At 43.7% G+C, this 15,579-nt stretch carries 14 protein-coding genes and 1 pseudogene; 5 read left to right on the forward strand and 10 right to left on the reverse strand.

Annotated elements, in window-relative coordinates:
• Nucleotides 1–146 precede the first annotated feature (146 nt).
• Both aceA and E1160_RS17505 read left to right on the forward strand, forming a co-directional pair.
• On the forward strand, nt 147–1,472 hold the full coding sequence (gene aceA / locus E1160_RS04015) for an isocitrate lyase (RefSeq protein WP_155153714.1): 1,326 nt from the start codon (nt 147–149) through the stop codon (nt 1,470–1,472).
• Nucleotides 1,473–1,908: 436 nt separating this feature from the next.
• A pseudogene (locus E1160_RS17505) lies at nt 1,909–2,175 on the forward strand (DUF1203 domain-containing protein); the annotation flags it as partial.
• A 101-nt stretch (nt 2,176–2,276) separates the two neighbouring features.
• Here E1160_RS17505 and E1160_RS04025 read toward each other — a convergent pair.
• Nucleotides 2,277–3,173: a DMT family transporter gene (locus E1160_RS04025; protein WP_218048711.1), complete on the reverse strand. Its 897-nt coding sequence runs from the start codon at nt 3,171–3,173 to the stop codon at nt 2,277–2,279.
• Nucleotides 3,174–3,407: 234 nt separating this feature from the next.
• On the opposite strand from E1160_RS04025, the gene E1160_RS04030 reads away from it, so the two are divergent.
• Nucleotides 3,408–4,196 carry a helix-turn-helix domain-containing protein gene (locus tag E1160_RS04030; RefSeq protein ID WP_218048712.1) on the forward strand — a complete coding sequence of 263 codons (789 nt, stop codon included), beginning with the start codon at nt 3,408–3,410 and terminating at the stop codon, nt 4,194–4,196.
• A 12-nt stretch (nt 4,197–4,208) separates the two neighbouring features.
• On the opposite strand, the gene E1160_RS04035 is transcribed toward E1160_RS04030, so the two are convergent.
• Nucleotides 4,209–5,120 (reverse strand): pseudouridine-5'-phosphate glycosidase, encoded by a 912-nt coding sequence (locus E1160_RS04035; protein ID WP_155153716.1) that lies wholly within the window; start codon nt 5,118–5,120, stop codon nt 4,209–4,211.
• Between the two features lie 36 nt (nt 5,121–5,156).
• The gene (locus E1160_RS04040) at nt 5,157–6,113 is read right to left on the reverse strand and encodes a carbohydrate kinase family protein (protein WP_155153717.1); all 957 of its coding nucleotides are present in this window, start codon (nt 6,111–6,113) and stop codon (nt 5,157–5,159) included.
• A gap of 181 nt (nt 6,114–6,294) precedes the next feature.
• Between E1160_RS04040 and E1160_RS04045 the strand changes: the two genes are divergently transcribed.
• A complete protein-coding gene (locus E1160_RS04045; RefSeq protein ID WP_155153718.1) occupies nt 6,295–6,789 on the forward strand; it encodes an SEL1-like repeat protein in 495 nt (164 codons plus the stop codon).
• Nucleotides 6,790–6,798: 9 nt separating this feature from the next.
• On the opposite strand, the gene E1160_RS04050 is transcribed toward E1160_RS04045, so the two are convergent.
• From E1160_RS04050 to E1160_RS04075, 6 genes are all read right to left on the reverse strand, one after another.
• Nucleotides 6,799–8,685: a hypothetical protein gene (locus E1160_RS04050; protein WP_155153719.1), complete on the reverse strand. Its 1,887-nt coding sequence runs from the start codon at nt 8,683–8,685 to the stop codon at nt 6,799–6,801.
• 153 nt (nt 8,686–8,838) lie between these two features.
• Nucleotides 8,839–9,255 carry an ATP synthase F1 subunit epsilon gene (gene atpC / locus E1160_RS04055; RefSeq protein ID WP_155153720.1) on the reverse strand — a complete coding sequence of 139 codons (417 nt, stop codon included), beginning with the start codon at nt 9,253–9,255 and terminating at the stop codon, nt 8,839–8,841.
• A gap of 25 nt (nt 9,256–9,280) precedes the next feature.
• A complete protein-coding gene (gene atpD, locus E1160_RS04060; protein WP_155153721.1) occupies nt 9,281–10,702 on the reverse strand; it encodes a F0F1 ATP synthase subunit beta in 1,422 nt (473 codons plus the stop codon).
• Between the two features lie 19 nt (nt 10,703–10,721).
• Complete coding sequence (locus tag E1160_RS04065) at nt 10,722–11,606, reverse strand: F0F1 ATP synthase subunit gamma (RefSeq protein WP_155153722.1); 885 nt, start codon at nt 11,604–11,606, stop codon at nt 10,722–10,724.
• A gap of 47 nt (nt 11,607–11,653) precedes the next feature.
• Complete coding sequence (gene atpA / locus E1160_RS04070) at nt 11,654–13,183, reverse strand: F0F1 ATP synthase subunit alpha (RefSeq protein ID WP_155153723.1); 1,530 nt, start codon at nt 13,181–13,183, stop codon at nt 11,654–11,656.
• 2 nt (nt 13,184–13,185) lie between these two features.
• On the reverse strand, nt 13,186–13,740 hold the full coding sequence (locus E1160_RS04075) for a F0F1 ATP synthase subunit delta (protein ID WP_328597116.1): 555 nt from the start codon (nt 13,738–13,740) through the stop codon (nt 13,186–13,188).
• A 379-nt stretch (nt 13,741–14,119) separates the two neighbouring features.
• Here E1160_RS04075 and E1160_RS04080 point away from each other — a divergent pair, with 379 nt between their 5' ends.
• Nucleotides 14,120–14,935 carry a substrate-binding periplasmic protein gene (locus E1160_RS04080; RefSeq protein WP_155153724.1) on the forward strand — a complete coding sequence of 272 codons (816 nt, stop codon included), beginning with the start codon at nt 14,120–14,122 and terminating at the stop codon, nt 14,933–14,935.
• Between the two features lie 40 nt (nt 14,936–14,975).
• On the opposite strand, the gene E1160_RS04085 is transcribed toward E1160_RS04080, so the two are convergent.
• A complete protein-coding gene (locus E1160_RS04085; protein WP_155153725.1) occupies nt 14,976–15,434 on the reverse strand; it encodes a YHS domain-containing (seleno)protein in 459 nt (152 codons plus the stop codon).
• Nucleotides 15,435–15,579 lie beyond the last annotated feature (145 nt).

Below are 15,579 nucleotides of genomic sequence, written 5' to 3' on the forward strand. Positions count from 1 at the left end.
GTTGAATTCAATCACAGCTATGCGCTATCAAATATTCAACAAGGAATGAAGCGGGCTTGAAGGTCTTTACTCAGAACATAAAAAGCAAGTTTCATTTAAACAAATTTTGTAAATTTTAATTGTAAAGATTGAAAAGGATCAAGAAAATGACTGACAATCTAGGTATCGAATTCAACTGGAATGGCGACGAAGGTAAAGGTGAAAACTTTCCTGCACCGGATTACGCACCAGATCGTTGGGCAACAACACGTCGTGATTATTCAATGGATGATGTGCGCAAACTTCGTGGTTCTGTTCAAATCCGACATACTCTGGCTGAGATGGGCGCCCAAAAACTTTGGAAACTGATCACAGAAACACCATATGTAAACACATTGGGTGCTTATACAGGTTGCCAAGCAACACAACATATCCGCGCGGGATTAAAGGCTATTTACCTATCTGGTTGGCAGGTAGCTGCGGATGCAAATAATTCTGGCAACATGTATCCTGATCAATCTTTATATCCTGTATCTTCTGTTCCACAGGTGGTTGAGCGCATCAATTCAGCCTTCCAACGTCAGGATCAAATCCAGACAATGGAGCGCCTTAATGGTGAACCGACAACGGATATCGACTGGTTTGCACCTATCGTGGCGGATGCAGAAGCAGGATTTGGTGGTCCGTTAAACGTATTTGAACTTATGAAAGCAATGATCAAAGCTGGTGCAGCTGGTGTGCATTTCGAAGATCAGCTTGCTTCTGAGAAAAAATGTGGCCATCTAGGTGGTAAAGTTCTTCTGCCAACACAACAAGCAGTTCGTAACTTGAATTCCGCACGTTTGGCCGCAGATGTAATGGGCACGCCAACTATCATCATGGCACGTACAGATGCTGAATCAGCACGATTGATCACCTCCGATATTGATGAGCGCGATCATGAATTCCTAACTGGTGAACGTACAGCGGATGGTTTCTATCGCATTACAGGTGGCATGGATATGGGTATTGCACGTGGCCTTGCTTATGCACCATATGCGGACTTATTATGGATGGAAACTTCTACCCCAGATTTGGATCAAGCTAAGAAATTTGCCGAAGCAATCCGCAAAGAATATCCGGATCAAATGTTGGCATATAACTGCTCTCCATCCTTTAACTGGGCGAAACATCTTGATGTGGCAACAATGGAAAAATTCCAACGTGAAATTGGTGCAATGGGTTACAAATTCCAGTTCATCACTTTGGCAGGCTTCCACAGCTTGAACTACGCAACATTTGAATTGGCACGCGCTTATAACGATCGTGGTATGGCTGGATATTCTGAATTGCAACAAGCAGAATTTGCAGCTGAAGCCAATGGCTTCACAGCAACACGCCACCAACATGAAGTTGGCACAAGCTACTTCGATGCCGTGAACAATGCGACAGCCCAAGGTGAAAGTTCTACCACTGCGATGGGTGAATCTACTGAAACTGCACAGTTCCACTAAGAGAAACTGTGCATCTGGGAGGGGGCGGAAGGGCTTTGTCAGATTAGCCCTTCCAATTCCATAAGCCTCCTAGAACGCATTACTGGAGTTTGTTTGAATTACCGAGCATACGAACTCAATTCAACCGGTTGGTCGGTTGACAGTATCTCCCTCGGTTTTAGGTACCGCACCGACCCTACTTTATACGCCTATCAAAATTGATAGGCGTTTTTTTTATCCGCTACCAAGAAACGGGTGGGGAGAAGAATATATTTCACATAAATTCCCCCCTAGACAAATGATGAGGGAATTTCAAAATGGCTAATATTCAATTTACATCCATGCCGACCAAAGATGCGGAACATTACTGGAATGGTGGTTTAGATGCATATGGTCAAAAACCGCAATCCGGCATTTCTGATGGATCAGGCCTCCCATCCGGCACTGCCAACAAGATATCGAAGAAGGGGAAGAGTTTTTCCTACTTGCCTATAAACCTTTTGAAAAAGATCAACCCTTCACAGAAACAGGCCCGATATTCCTGCATAAACATGCTTGCACTCGCTATCCTGAAACAAGCGCAACGCCCGAAATGTTTCTGAAAAGAGAATCCTATTTGGTGAAAGGTTATAAAGAAGATGACAGTATCTTCTATGGTACCGGAAAAATTGTACCGCCGTCAGAGATTGAAAATTATGCCAAAGAAGTTTTAAGTAATGAAGATGTTAGCTATCTTCATATACGTTCAGCGACAAATGGCTGCTTTAGTTGTCGAATTGATCGCGCTTTAAAAAAACGCGCGGAGATAAATTCCCCGCGCATTTTTCATGCTTTGACGAGTTGTGACGACATCATTTTGAATTTAGAGAAAACAATCACATTTCCTAACAAAGTAATCATCACACCGGAAATACTTAATATCGTCCATTCATATCCTTCAAAAATAGTGGAAAGAGTTAGTGCAACAATAGGGAAAAGGACGGTGCAATAGGCCGCCCGATCAGGTCCAATTCTTCCAACTAATGCCAAATAGCAACCAAACCCAACTATCGTTCCAATGGTTGCCAGATAAAACAAACTTCCCAGATATTTTCCTGTTAATTCAAGATTGAATTCATATCCGTTCACCATACACCAGGCCAGTAAAGCTGAACTGCCATAAACCAGCGCATAACTATTGGCAGTCAGAACATTACGTCCCTGTTTCTGCTGATGTTGAGAGACTAAATTCCCTAAAGAAAAACAAAATGTACCGGCAGTCGCGAGCGCCAACCCAATAATTCGATCCCCCCGCCAATCACCTGTAGTGAGGTCAGGCCAGAAAATCATGATGATCCCGCAAACACCAATCAAGGCGCCGATGACTGATTGCATGGGCGGCATACGCCTTAGGACAACAAAACCATTTAGTAAATTGAAAATCGTTGCCATGGAGAAGACGACACTGACAAAACCGCTTGGGATGTATTTGGTCGCATTATAGAAAAACAGAAAGTTCACACAGAATAGTAATAAGCCCTGGATCATCATCCACCCATGTTGCCTGAATGGAACCCAGTTCAACTTCTTAAGTAATATCAATACAATAATCTGACAAATTGCGGCTAAAGCAAATCGGTAAAAAACGGAAACCTCAACGGCAACCTCACCAATCTGAAAGGCAATAGCTAACCATGTGGTGCCCCAAATAAGGATCGTTGAAAGATATAGAACAGCATTCATTTTTATTTTCTCCAAGTTACGAAGTTTTACTAAGCTCATCCCTCAAATAAATCTTCTTCGTTATTGCGGTTTTTATATATTCTTGCTGTTTTATCTTTCACGATCCTTCCCAAGTAAGAGGGGAAATATTATAAAGACCCTATTATGAGACCTGAAGAAGCCGACATATTCCAGGCCCTACAGAAAGTAGGCGCTTATTCCCCTCGATCCATCGATCTAGGGCAGGGTTTTTCTATGGCATCATGGGAAAATGCGGGCGGATATGCGGTTTATGAAAAACCAAACCACCACACATTAAGCTTCTACTTAAGGGGCGGTAAAGGTACGCGACGCCATTATTCACCTTATCGCACAACAGATCACGGTTATCCCGGGGCTATTTGTTTAATGCCTGCTGGCATTACATCGGAATGGAGTATTGAGTCCAAATTTCACTTCATCCATCTCTATTTTAAAGAGGATTACTTTAATAAAATCATTGAAGAGAATTATGATATGGACAGCCGTTTGGTAGAACTCAAAGATCTAACTTATGATACGGACCCTCTTATTCAAAATCTTTGTCGTGATGTTATTACCCCATTGAACTGGGATAGTGCTGCGGATCAAATGAGCATCTCAAATGCAAGCCAGCTTATGATTCAACATTTGATGCGGCATTATACAAATAGGCAAGCAGCTATCTCGCCAATAAAAGGTGGATTGGCCCCTTATCTCTTAAAGCAGGTAAAAGATTATGTGGAAGCCTCTCTTGATCAAAATATTACAATTGATGATCTTGCCGGGGAAGTGGATTTGAGCAGCTTTCATTTTGCACGCATGTTCAAAACCAGCATGAATGAAGCCCCGCATCAATATGTACTTTCTCGCCGTATTGCAAAGGTGAAAGAGTTACTTGGTGAAAGCGAACTAGCCTTATCAGAAATCGCCTTAAAATGTGGCTTTAGCAGTCAGGCTCATATGTCTTCGCGCTTTAAGCAAAAGACAGGAATGAGCCCACTACAATTCAGAAAACTTTCCTAGGGCTAAAGCCTGTTAAGCATCACAATATGCAATTGCGATACGAGCGGCCACCCGTGCGTTATTCAAGATCAAGGCAAGATTTGCTTTGATACTTTCGCCATCAGAGATATCGGCTAATTGGGCCAGTAAGAATGGTGTCACCGCCTTGCCCGTCACGCCTTGCTCTGCTGCCATAGCAAGTGCTTTTGATACCCATTGATCCACCACATCTTTGGCAATCGCATCCACTTCCGGGATCGGGTTTGCAATCACTTCGCCACCACCAAGTGCAAGGTGATCACGTGCCTTTAACATAGCGGCTGCTTCTTCCGCGTTGGCAACAGACGCATCCAGACTTAAACCGGATTCACGGGAATGGAAGGCAGGGAAATTCTTGGTATTAAATCCAACCAATGGCACGCCTTGTGTTTCTAAAAACTCCAAAGTTTTTGGTAAGTCCAAAATAGATTTAGCACCTGCGCACACAACACAAATGGGTGTTTTGGCAAATTCGGTTAAATCGGCAGAAATATCAAAATCACTTTCTGCGCCACGGTGAACGCCGCCAATACCACCAGTCGCAAAAAGACGGATACCTGCCATCGCGGCGATAATCATAGTTGCAGCCACAGTTGTAGAGCCATTTTGTTTCAACGCACATACTGTCGCCAGATCACGACGGCTGGCCTTTACTACATCTTTCATTTGCGCCATGTCAGTCACTTGCGCTTCAGAAAGACCGACAATCATTTTACCTTCAATGATACCAACCGTTGCGGGCACAGCGCCTTCTTCACGAATGGCAGCTTCCAAGTCCAAAGCAATTTCCTTATTTTGTGGCCAAGGCAAGCCATGCGTAATAATTGTGGATTCAAGTGCAACCACAGCCTTACCCGCATCAAGTGCAGATTTCACTTCCGCGGAAATCTCTAGAAATTCGTTCATTAAATTCTTCCCAAATATAGATTATAAAATAACTTGTTATAGAATAACCGGATCAGGCAATTGACGCATACGTGCTTCAATCATCTCATCACTTAAATCCTTAATAACCGGACCATCATTTTCGGTTGTTAAACTTGCAACCGATATTCCCATCGATGCGGCTTTTTCTATGCCAAAGCCTTTAGAAAGGGCTGCTGTGAAACCCGCGAAGAATGAATCCCCGGCCCCATTCACATCTTTTACCTCTGTCGGTGGAATAAACCAATGCCCTTTTGTTTCTTCAGATGAAACAACGACGCCATCAGCGGCCATAGTAATCACCGCCAGCTTTGGCCCCATGGTAATAAGCTTATCTGCCGCAATTTGTGCAGATTCCGCATCATTTACGAGCACACCAGATAGCACAGTAGCCTCAGTCCCATTTCCAATCCAGACATCCGCATTTTCCAAGGCAAGCTGCCAACGTTCCGCTTTTACAACAGAGACAGGTGCAGCAAGGATTTTACTGTCGCCTTTATGTTTGCCGAGCCATTCAATGGTTTCTGCAGGTAAATTCGCATCAATCACCCAATAAGGATAGCGATAGAAATCTTGTAAATAAGGCTCTAAACGTTCCACACTTAGCAAGTCATAAATATCCATCTCAGACAGGCCGGCCGCCAGCTCTCCATCATTATTCAAGATAGCTGTATAGGTTGCAGTCGGCTTTCTTTTTGATACTTGCACCAAATGAATATTGATCGACCATTCTTCTGCGCTTTTCTTTACATAGCGCCCATCTGGGTCTTCCCCAACGCAAGACACCATTCCAATATTCAAACGACGTTGTTTTAAATTACGTGCAATATTAAAGCCCACACCACCAACCGCAAATTCACTTTTCACCGGGTTAGAAACACCCGCCATAAAGGGACGAATACAATGGGCCAGCTTATCCATATGCATGGCACCAAAAACAAGAATGGACGAGGTAGGGTTTGCCAGAAAAGACATTAAGAAACTCCGAAATATGCTACCTTTGCAAAGGCACTTAATTTTCGCAAAAAAAATGTCTTACTCCTCCGCAAGCTGAATAACAACTCCAAACCCTTTTGATTTATTTTTCAATTTCTCAATAGTAATTGAAAAACCTAACAAAGCCTTTCATTATTCAAATATAAAGAAAGAGAAACCCATGCGTCTGATTTTAAGTTTTATCCTCTGTCTGTTAATAACGTCTCCGTTATTTACCGCCTCAAGTTTCGCCAATGATTACGAAACAGGAAAGCAAGCCTATAACACAGGCGATTATAAAACCGCCTACGAAATATGGCTTCCACTCGCTAAGGCGGGTAATGACAAAGCTAATATTGGAATCGGCAATTTATATAGGCGAGGGTTAAATTTCGAATACGATTTTGCAAAAGCTGAAGAATATTATTATAAAGCTTTCGGTGGTAAAAGCCCAAGCGTATTTTACAACCTAGGAAAGTTATATATTGATCAAGTTGATAATATAGAATTACAAAAGCAAGGATTGATCTGGTTATATGTTTCAAAGAACCTCGATCACCCGTTAGCGCAGAATCTGACTCAAATTGCCCTTAAAATAGGATTACCACAAGAACTACTGGATGAACTCGAAGAAAAGGGGAACGAGTGGATAAAAGATAATATACCCACTCGCTAGATTAATTTATTAGTCCAATAAATAGTCACCTATACTTTGTATACTTTTCTCCATTCCTTTCTCTGCAATCGGATCTCCGCCGGATATATCCCTCGCAATTTTGCCTGTCAGGTGACTGCTGAGATGAGAGCCAAGGGAGGCGGCAAGTTGTGTCATGGCGAGTTGCATTTGCAGATCAGGGTTGGAAATAAAAAAAGTCTCCACCGCTTTGGGATTGGTTAGATCAACCTTATTTTCCCGAAGAATATCTTGTAAATTCTTCTGACGTGCCTGTTGCCCTGCCTTCACGGTGCTATATGCACTACCAGCCCAGTTCCCCCATTGAATAACGCCAGCAGCACTCGTCCCGACAATTTTCCGAACCGCACCAACAGGTACAAAACTGGATAGATCAAAACCGAGTTCAAGAACACGTTCCAAATCTCCTTTTTCCATAGCTTCCTGCGCTTCTGCCGCCGCCGGATCATATTTGGCGTGAGGCAACCCCGGTGTTAAAAGAAGTTTTTTATATATTTCCACCGATTGTTTGGCCTGCTGTTTGATATCAGCCTCAAGGGATGCAAGTTTTCCGTCCCACTTTTGCCCTTCCAGCTTGCGTTTCTGCTGATAGGCATGCACAGTTTTCCACAATTGGTTACGATGACCTTCCAGCACTCTTAATCGCTGCATTTCTTTCACAGTACGATCTGGTTTATTATCCAGTATCTTAATTTCGGCGGAGAGTTCCCGTATTCGAGTTGCCTTATGGTGAATTGAGGCTATTTCCATCAATTTATTTTGTTCTGTATGGTATTTTTGAACAATCTGCCCACGTTTCTCAAAATATTCCTCGGATACATTTTGTTTGAAGGCTTCGTTCTCTTGAATAGATTTCATAACCTCTGGCGAGTTAAATTCCTCCGATGTCAACTGATACCCGGGTACAAGATTTTTATTTGGATCCAGTCGATAGAGAAGATTATCTTTCAACATGTGACCATCCGTATAAGCCTCGTCGATTTCTTTGAGTAAAACAGCTTTTTCTTGTTGATATGCATTATAATCACCATGGTTTCGGAGTGACTGCACATCTGTGATACGCTCAAATAAAGCAGGACTGGTCAAAATATCCTGCTTGGCTTTAGGATTGATACGATCCAGAATATTCCCAATATTCGGATTGGGCTTATCCAGTTCCCGATAAATTATTTCTTCAGCTTTATATATGTCTTCACGGTCCTTCATAGCATGAGGCGGTGTGTCAAGACGCATCCGTATTGCTTGACGACCCATATCTTCTGTAAGCGGTTTATTTGCTAATTTCGCCCCACCAAGTATGTCCGTTATTTTTTTTGATATTTTCTTTCCTGTATCGGTCTGGGCAGGTTTGAATAAAACATCAAAACTAGAATTCGTTTCTGTAGGCGCCGATTTGGGCACCATAGGGGCCATGGCCTGTTGGTTTATTATGGCCGACTGCCTCTCTTTAATTCCCGCCCTTTTCGATTTTGAATTTGAGGCTTTCTTTTGCTGTTCAGCCAGATCTTTTTGACGCGCCAGCATTAACTTACCCGCTTGATTATTTGGTTTTGCAAGTTCAGCTATCGCCGTATCATCTTCTATCTCTTGATATTCACTATCAAGCGGATCATGTAACAATTCATCAATTTCACTCCCTTTCTCACCACTTGTACTTGATATGTTCTTTTTATTAATATTTTGTGACGAGGTTGTTAGATTTTCACTCATCAAATCGTTGAAACTTGAGCCACCTGTGGAAGGTGTCCCCCAAGCAAAATTTGTCACTGTCTCACTCTGATCAAAGCTATCATCAATATCGAACAGATTTACTTTTTGACCTGTAGAGGCTTTATTGAAAGATTGTTTTTTATTTTGTTCGGTTGCTATACCACCCATATTCCACCTATTAATTTGTTTCTATTTTGTTCTATATTAAATTCACTCTTCGATGTCAAGATCAAAAAGAGAACAAAAAAAACGCCCATAGAAAAATCTACGAGCGTTTCTTAAAAACTTTTTAGACGCCTTCCGGCAATCTATAAGCGCATATTAGGAATATGCAGGCGCTTGAACAGCTTCCAGCTTAGCTTCGGCAATTGCCAAGGCAGCTTCCGCGTCAGCTTTTTCTGCGTCATCCTTAGCGGCGTTCACGTCGTCGCGAAGATTGCTTACTTCTGTTTGAACAGCAGCTGCATCCAATTCGGATACAGGGATCGCTGTTTCAGCGAGAATGATGCAGCCTTCTTCGTTCACTTCAACGAAACCACCTGCTACAAAAATACGCTCTTCCACAGTATTGCCATTGAACACAGCAATTGTGCCCGGACGTACTGTAGAGATTACCGGAGAATGGCCAGGTAACACACCCATGTCACCTTCTGCTGCCGGTAAGATTGCCATTTCGACATCTTTGGACATCAGAAGTTTCTCAGGGGATACCAGATCTAATTTGACTGTTTCAGCCATTGGCCCTTCTCCTTAAATCAGCGTCTTATGCAGCGTCTGCAGCAAGTTTCTTGGCTTTTTCTACAGCTTCGTCGATGTTACCCACCATATAGAATGCTGCTTCTGGAATATCATCGTATTCGCCTTCCACAATGCCTTTAAAGCCTTTAATTGTGTCAGCCAAGTCAACGAATTTACCAGGGGAGCCTGTAAATACTTCCGCTACGTGGAAAGGTTGAGACAAGAAGCGTTGGATTTTACGCGCACGCGCAACAACCAATTTATCTTCCTCAGACAATTCATCCATACCCAAGATCGCGATGATCTCTTGTAGACCTTTGTAGTGCTGAAGTGTTTGCTGAACTTTACGAGCTACGGAATAATGTTCTTCACCAACTGTTTTTGGTTCCAAAATACGGGATGTAGAATCCAATGGATCCACAGCTGGGAAAATCGCCATCTCTGCAATAGAACGGTTCAATACTGTTGTCGCGTCCAAGTGAGAGAAGGTTGTAGCAGGTGCAGGGTCAGTCAAGTCATCGGCAGGTACGTAAACGGCCTGTACAGATGTAATGGAACCCTTCTTTGTGGATGTAATACGTTCCTGCATCGCGCCCATATCTGTGGACAACGTAGGCTGATAACCCACCGCAGAAGGAATACGACCCAACAACGCAGACACCTCAGAACCAGCCTGTGTGAAGCGGAAGATGTTGTCTACGAAGAACAATACATCCTGGCCTTCTTCATCACGGAAGTATTCCGCCTGTGTCAAACCTGTCAAAGCAACACGTGCACGCGCCCCTGGAGGCTCGTTCATCTGACCGTATACAAGCGCACATTTGGATTCACCATCCAAGTTGATAACGCCGGATTCGATCATCTCGTGATACAAGTCGTTACCTTCACGAGTACGTTCACCAACGCCCGCGAATACAGAGTAACCACCGTGACCTTTAGCGATGTTGTTGATCAGCTCCATAATTGTCACTGTTTTACCAACACCAGCACCACCGAACAGACCAATCTTACCACCTTTTGGATATGGGGTAAGCAAGTCAATAACCTTAATACCAGTTACCAACTGTTCTGTTTCAGTCGCTTGCTCTACATATTCAGGAGCTTCACGGTGAATTGGGTATGTTTTTTTGTTTTCAACTGGACCACGTTCGTCGATTGGCTCACCAACCACGTTCATGATACGGCCAAGTACTTCTGGACCAACTGGAACGTTGATGCTGTCAGCAGTATCAACAACTTCCTGGCCACGTACTAAACCTTCAGTCGCATCCATAGCAATGGTACGAACTGTATTCTCACCCAAATGCTGAGCACATTCTAGCACAAGAGTTTTACCAGTGTTTTCGGTATGCAGGGCGTTCAAAATTGGTGGCAATTCGCCATCAAACTGCACGTCGACAACAGCGCCGAGTACCTGCGTAATTTTACCAACATTTTTTGTTGCCATTGTAACTATTCCTTCCGGCTTACAATGCTTCCGCACCAGAGATAATCTCGATCAACTCACTTGTGATCTGAGCTTGGCGCGAACGGTTGTAGGTAATGGTTAACGAGTCGATCATGTCGCCTGCGTTGCTTGTCGCGTTATCCATCGCAGTCATACGGGCAGCTTGCTCAGCAGCAAAGCTTTCCAACATGGTGCGGAAAACCTGTACAGACAGGTTTTTAGGCAACAAGGCAGAAAGGATAGCCCCTTCATTTGGTTCATACTCATAAGGAGCAGCACCATCTGTTGCCTCATCTGCACCTGCATTTTCAGCAGGCGCGAATGGGATAAGTTGAAGAGGTGTAACCTCTTGTGTCAAAGCATTTACAAATTTGTTGTAGTAGATAGTACAAACGTCAAATTCGTCATTATCAAACATATTTGTAATTTTGCGGACAACAGTATCAGCACCTTCAAAGCTAGGCTCAGGCTTGGATAATTCATCGTAGGTTTCTACGAATAAAGAACCCAAGTCACTGCGAAGCTGACCAGAAGCCTTACGGCCAATGGTAATTAGCTTTACAGTTTTGCCTTCAGCTTGAAGTGCATTTACTTTTACACGAACATCGCGAACCAAATTTGCGTTGAAACCACCGCAAAGACCACGGTCAGAAGACACAACAACAATAAGATGCGTGTCAGACTTACCGGTCCCAGCGAGCAATTTCGGGGCATTAGATGCCACAGCTCCAGACGCCAGCGAGCCCAACATAGCTTCCATCTTCTCAGCATAAGGCCGAGCAGCTTCAGCTGCGGACTGCGCTTTGCGCAACTTCGCGGCTGCTACCATTTTCATGGCAGACGTAATACGCCGCGTAGATTGCGCACTGGCAATACTGTTTCTGAGATCCTTTAGACTTGGCATTTTACCTGTCCTTTGGTTCCTAGGTTAAAATCAACCCTTCCGCTTAATTAAGCGAAAGTTTTAGCGAATGCGTCCAATAGAGCCTTCATTTTGTCTTCAGACTCTTCAGACAACAAACCTGTGGAGTTGATTTCATCCATCAAACCCGCATGTTCGTTATTTGCATGTTCCAGCAACTTAGCTTCAAAACGACCAACGTCAGAAACGGCGATGTCGTCAATGTAGCCTTTTGTACCAGCGTAAATTGAAAGAACCTGTTCAGCCACTGTTAGTGGAGAGAACTGAGGCTGCTTCAACAACTCGGTCAAACGTGCACCACGTGCCAATAGTTTCTGTGTCGCAGCGTCAAGATCGGATGCGAACTGAGAGAACGCTTCCATCTCACGATACTGAGCCAACTCACCCTTAATGGAACCAGCAACTTTTTTCATTGCTTTGGTTTGAGCAGCAGAACCTACACGAGATACGGATAGACCAACGTTAATCGCCGGACGAATACCTTTGTTGAACAAATCTGTCTCTAGGAAGATCTGACCATCGGTAATGGAAATAACGTTTGTAGGAATAAACGCAGATACGTCGTTACCCATTGTTTCAATAACTGGCAAAGCAGTCATGGAACCGGAACCGTTATCTTCGTTCAATTTACAAGCGCGTTCCAACAAACGGCTATGCAAGTAGAATACGTCACCTGGATACGCTTCACGACCCGGAGGACGGCGTAACAACAAGGACATTTGGCGATAAGCAACAGCTTGCTTGGATAGGTCATCATGGATGATCAAGGAATGCATACCGTTATCACGGAAGTATTCACCAATCGCAGAACCTGTATAAGGTGCCAAGAACTGTAATGGAGCAGGGTCAGATGCTGTCGCAGCAACAACTACGGAATATTCCATAGCGCCCATAGCTTCCAAAGTCTTCACAACCTGTGCAACTGTAGAACGTTTTTGACCAACAGCAACGTAAACGCAGTACAATTTCTTGGACTCGTCATCGCCATCGTTGATTTTCTTTTGGTTCAAGATTGCATCGATTGCAACGGCTGTTTTACCTGTTTGACGGTCACCAATGATCAATTCACGCTGACCACGGCCAACTGGTACCAATGCGTCTAGCGCTTTAATACCGGATTGTACTGGCTCATGTACAGATTTACGTGGAATAATACCAGGTGCTTTTACTTCAACAAGGCTACGTTCAGCGCCTTCGATTGGACCTTTGCCGTCGATTGGGTTACCCAAACCGTCAACAACACGACCAAGCAGACCACGGCCTGTTGGTACGTCCACGATAGCACCGGTACGCTTAACTGTGTCACCTTCTTTAATATCACGGTCGGAACCAAAGATCACGACACCGACATTATCGGTTTCCAAGTTAAGGGCCATACCCTTAATTCCACCTGGGAATTCTACCATCTCACCAGCCTGAACATTGTCCAGACCATGTACACGGGCAACACCGTCACCCACTGAGATCACTTGACCTACTTCTGCTACGTCGGCTTCTGCGCCGAAATTAGCAATCTGGTCTTTAAGGATCGCGGAAATTTCCGCCGCGCGGAGTTCCATCCCTAAGCTCCCTTCATTGCAAGCTTGAGTTTAGACAACTGCGTGCTCACGGATGCATCAATCATGCGGGAACCAACTTTAACAGTTAGCCCACCGATGAGATCCGGGTTCACAGAATGATTGATGGCTACCTTACCACCGACAGCAGCTTTGATTGCTTTTTCAATTGCACTCAAACGTGTCTTAGTCATTGACTTGGCAGATACCACCTCTGCGGTTACCTCACCACGGCTTGTCGCCAAGGCTTCCAGGTATGCAGTGATCATGGCTTCCATTGCAAACAAACGACGATTTGCAGCAACATAACCCACGAATTTTTTAGTTAGATCATTGGCACCCATTTTGTCCAAAACGGCGCTCATGGCTTTACCTTGATCTTCTCGGCTCATGACCGGGCTGCGTAATACTGCGGCCAGATCATCACTCTCATTGAGACCTGCTTGAATGTGACGAAGATCCTCCGCCACGACATCCAATGCTTTCGCACCTTCAGCCAACTCAAACAATGCGGTCGCATAACGACCGGCAATCTCTTTAATACTACTTGAGGCTGCCACGGTTGCGAGACCCCTCTTCCAACACTATGAAAACATAAGTTAATGCTTGCGCAGTTAGTTACCCGAAATCACTTCCGAGCCCAAACCTTTTCTTACAAGCGGATTTCGTTTAGCACAGCGAACCTAGCCTTGCAATATGAGTCCCCTGTAAATTTCCCATAAATTCCTACCCCCACCTTTTGTTAGCAGATACGAATACATCTTGAAGCCAGTAACCACAGGCGACTCACACTTGTATAGACGTATCGGATTAAATTTTAAAAAAAGCGACAATAGCTGTTTCAAAACCCCTTTTTGGATAGAATCATTCTAAATCTGCCCCTCATCAGACGCGCTGTTTTTCTTGCTGAAAAAGCCAAAAGGCACTACTCTGACCAGCATGAGAAAACTTCGCCAACTTAAAGAAGCTACTTTTAGAATATGTCGCAGATCCAAATTCAGCACGGCGATTCTTTTTTCCTGTTTCTTTCATGTAACATCACCAGCGTATGCTCAAAATGCTTGTGAAACGGATATCTTGGTTGGCTATGAACATTACCCGCCTTTTCTAATCGCCCCAAATGGGCCACTTGAAGGCGGATATGATTTCGACATCCTGCAAGCCCTTGGACAAGAAACAGGTTGTAAAATCAAATGGGTATCACGTCCATGGAAACGTATATTACAGGAATTGAGTTCGGGTCGTATTCATATTGCAACATCCGCCCTGATGAATCTGGAAAGGCAAGAATTCGTCTATTTCTCCCCCGCCTATAGATTTGCTGAAAGAGGCTTATTCATCCGCAATGGATTAAATACGAGTTCTTTTAACAGTTTTTTAAACTCAAAACTCAAGCTAGGGCTCGTGAGCGGTTATTTATATGGCGAAATCCTTGATCTTGATGCCCCTGCATTACGAAACCAGATAGAATACGCAAACACGCCAGCATTAAACGTTTTAAAACTAGTCAATAATCGCATTGATGGCACAGTCGAAGAACGCGCCGTTTTTAATTACCATCTCAAACAGATAGATAAGAAAAATCAAGTTATAGATACAGGGATAATTCTTCAATCCATCCCCATGCACTTGATGATTTCCCGCAAAGGCCTCCCCAAGGAGGTCACGACCAAACTTTTTGAAGCAATCAGCAATCTTTCCCAAAAAGGCACCTTCAGAGTAATTGCCCGCAAATACAAAGAAGGGGAGTCCTGAAGACTCCCCTTAAGTTGGGTCACAGATATCTGTGCCAATATTATAGTTCAGATGCTGGTGTGTTTTCGATGCTTACCCACTCAGCATTTGCTTCGTTGATATATGTTGGGATGTCCTTAACCCAAAGAGCCTGCACTTTTTCATCCAAGTTTAAGTATAATGTACCATCAACTACTTTCCATGCTTCTGGATCTGCGATGAATTTTTTACCGAATTTTACACCATATGCGCAGTAGCCACCATAAGCTGGAAGATATTTTTCCGGTGCAGCTGCGAACTGATCCGCATTCTCTTTGCTGCTGAATAGATAATCTGTGCCATTGTGGTTAAATGTGAAGTTACCATTGCCGCGAACCGGGCCGCCATCTTGATGGTAAGACACAAGGTCATAACCTGATGCACCAACGACACTTGTTTCTGCTACGGCAGCCTTACCAAATGCCGCAACGGATACTGCCAATCCAACAAACAAAGCAATTTTCTTAACAAACTTTAACATAATCTATCTCCTGAAGGGTTAAATCGTGGAACAAATCAAAGTAAACCAATCTGTTTCCTTAAGAGATACATAATCACGAATTTTTATTTTTGAATACTCACAAAATATCACATAAACGTGAGCATGTATAAAACTCTTATTTTCC

Source organism: Curvivirga aplysinae, from assembly GCF_009711445.1.
Lineage (GTDB): Bacteria > Pseudomonadota > Alphaproteobacteria > UBA8366 > Aestuariispiraceae > Curvivirga > Curvivirga aplysinae.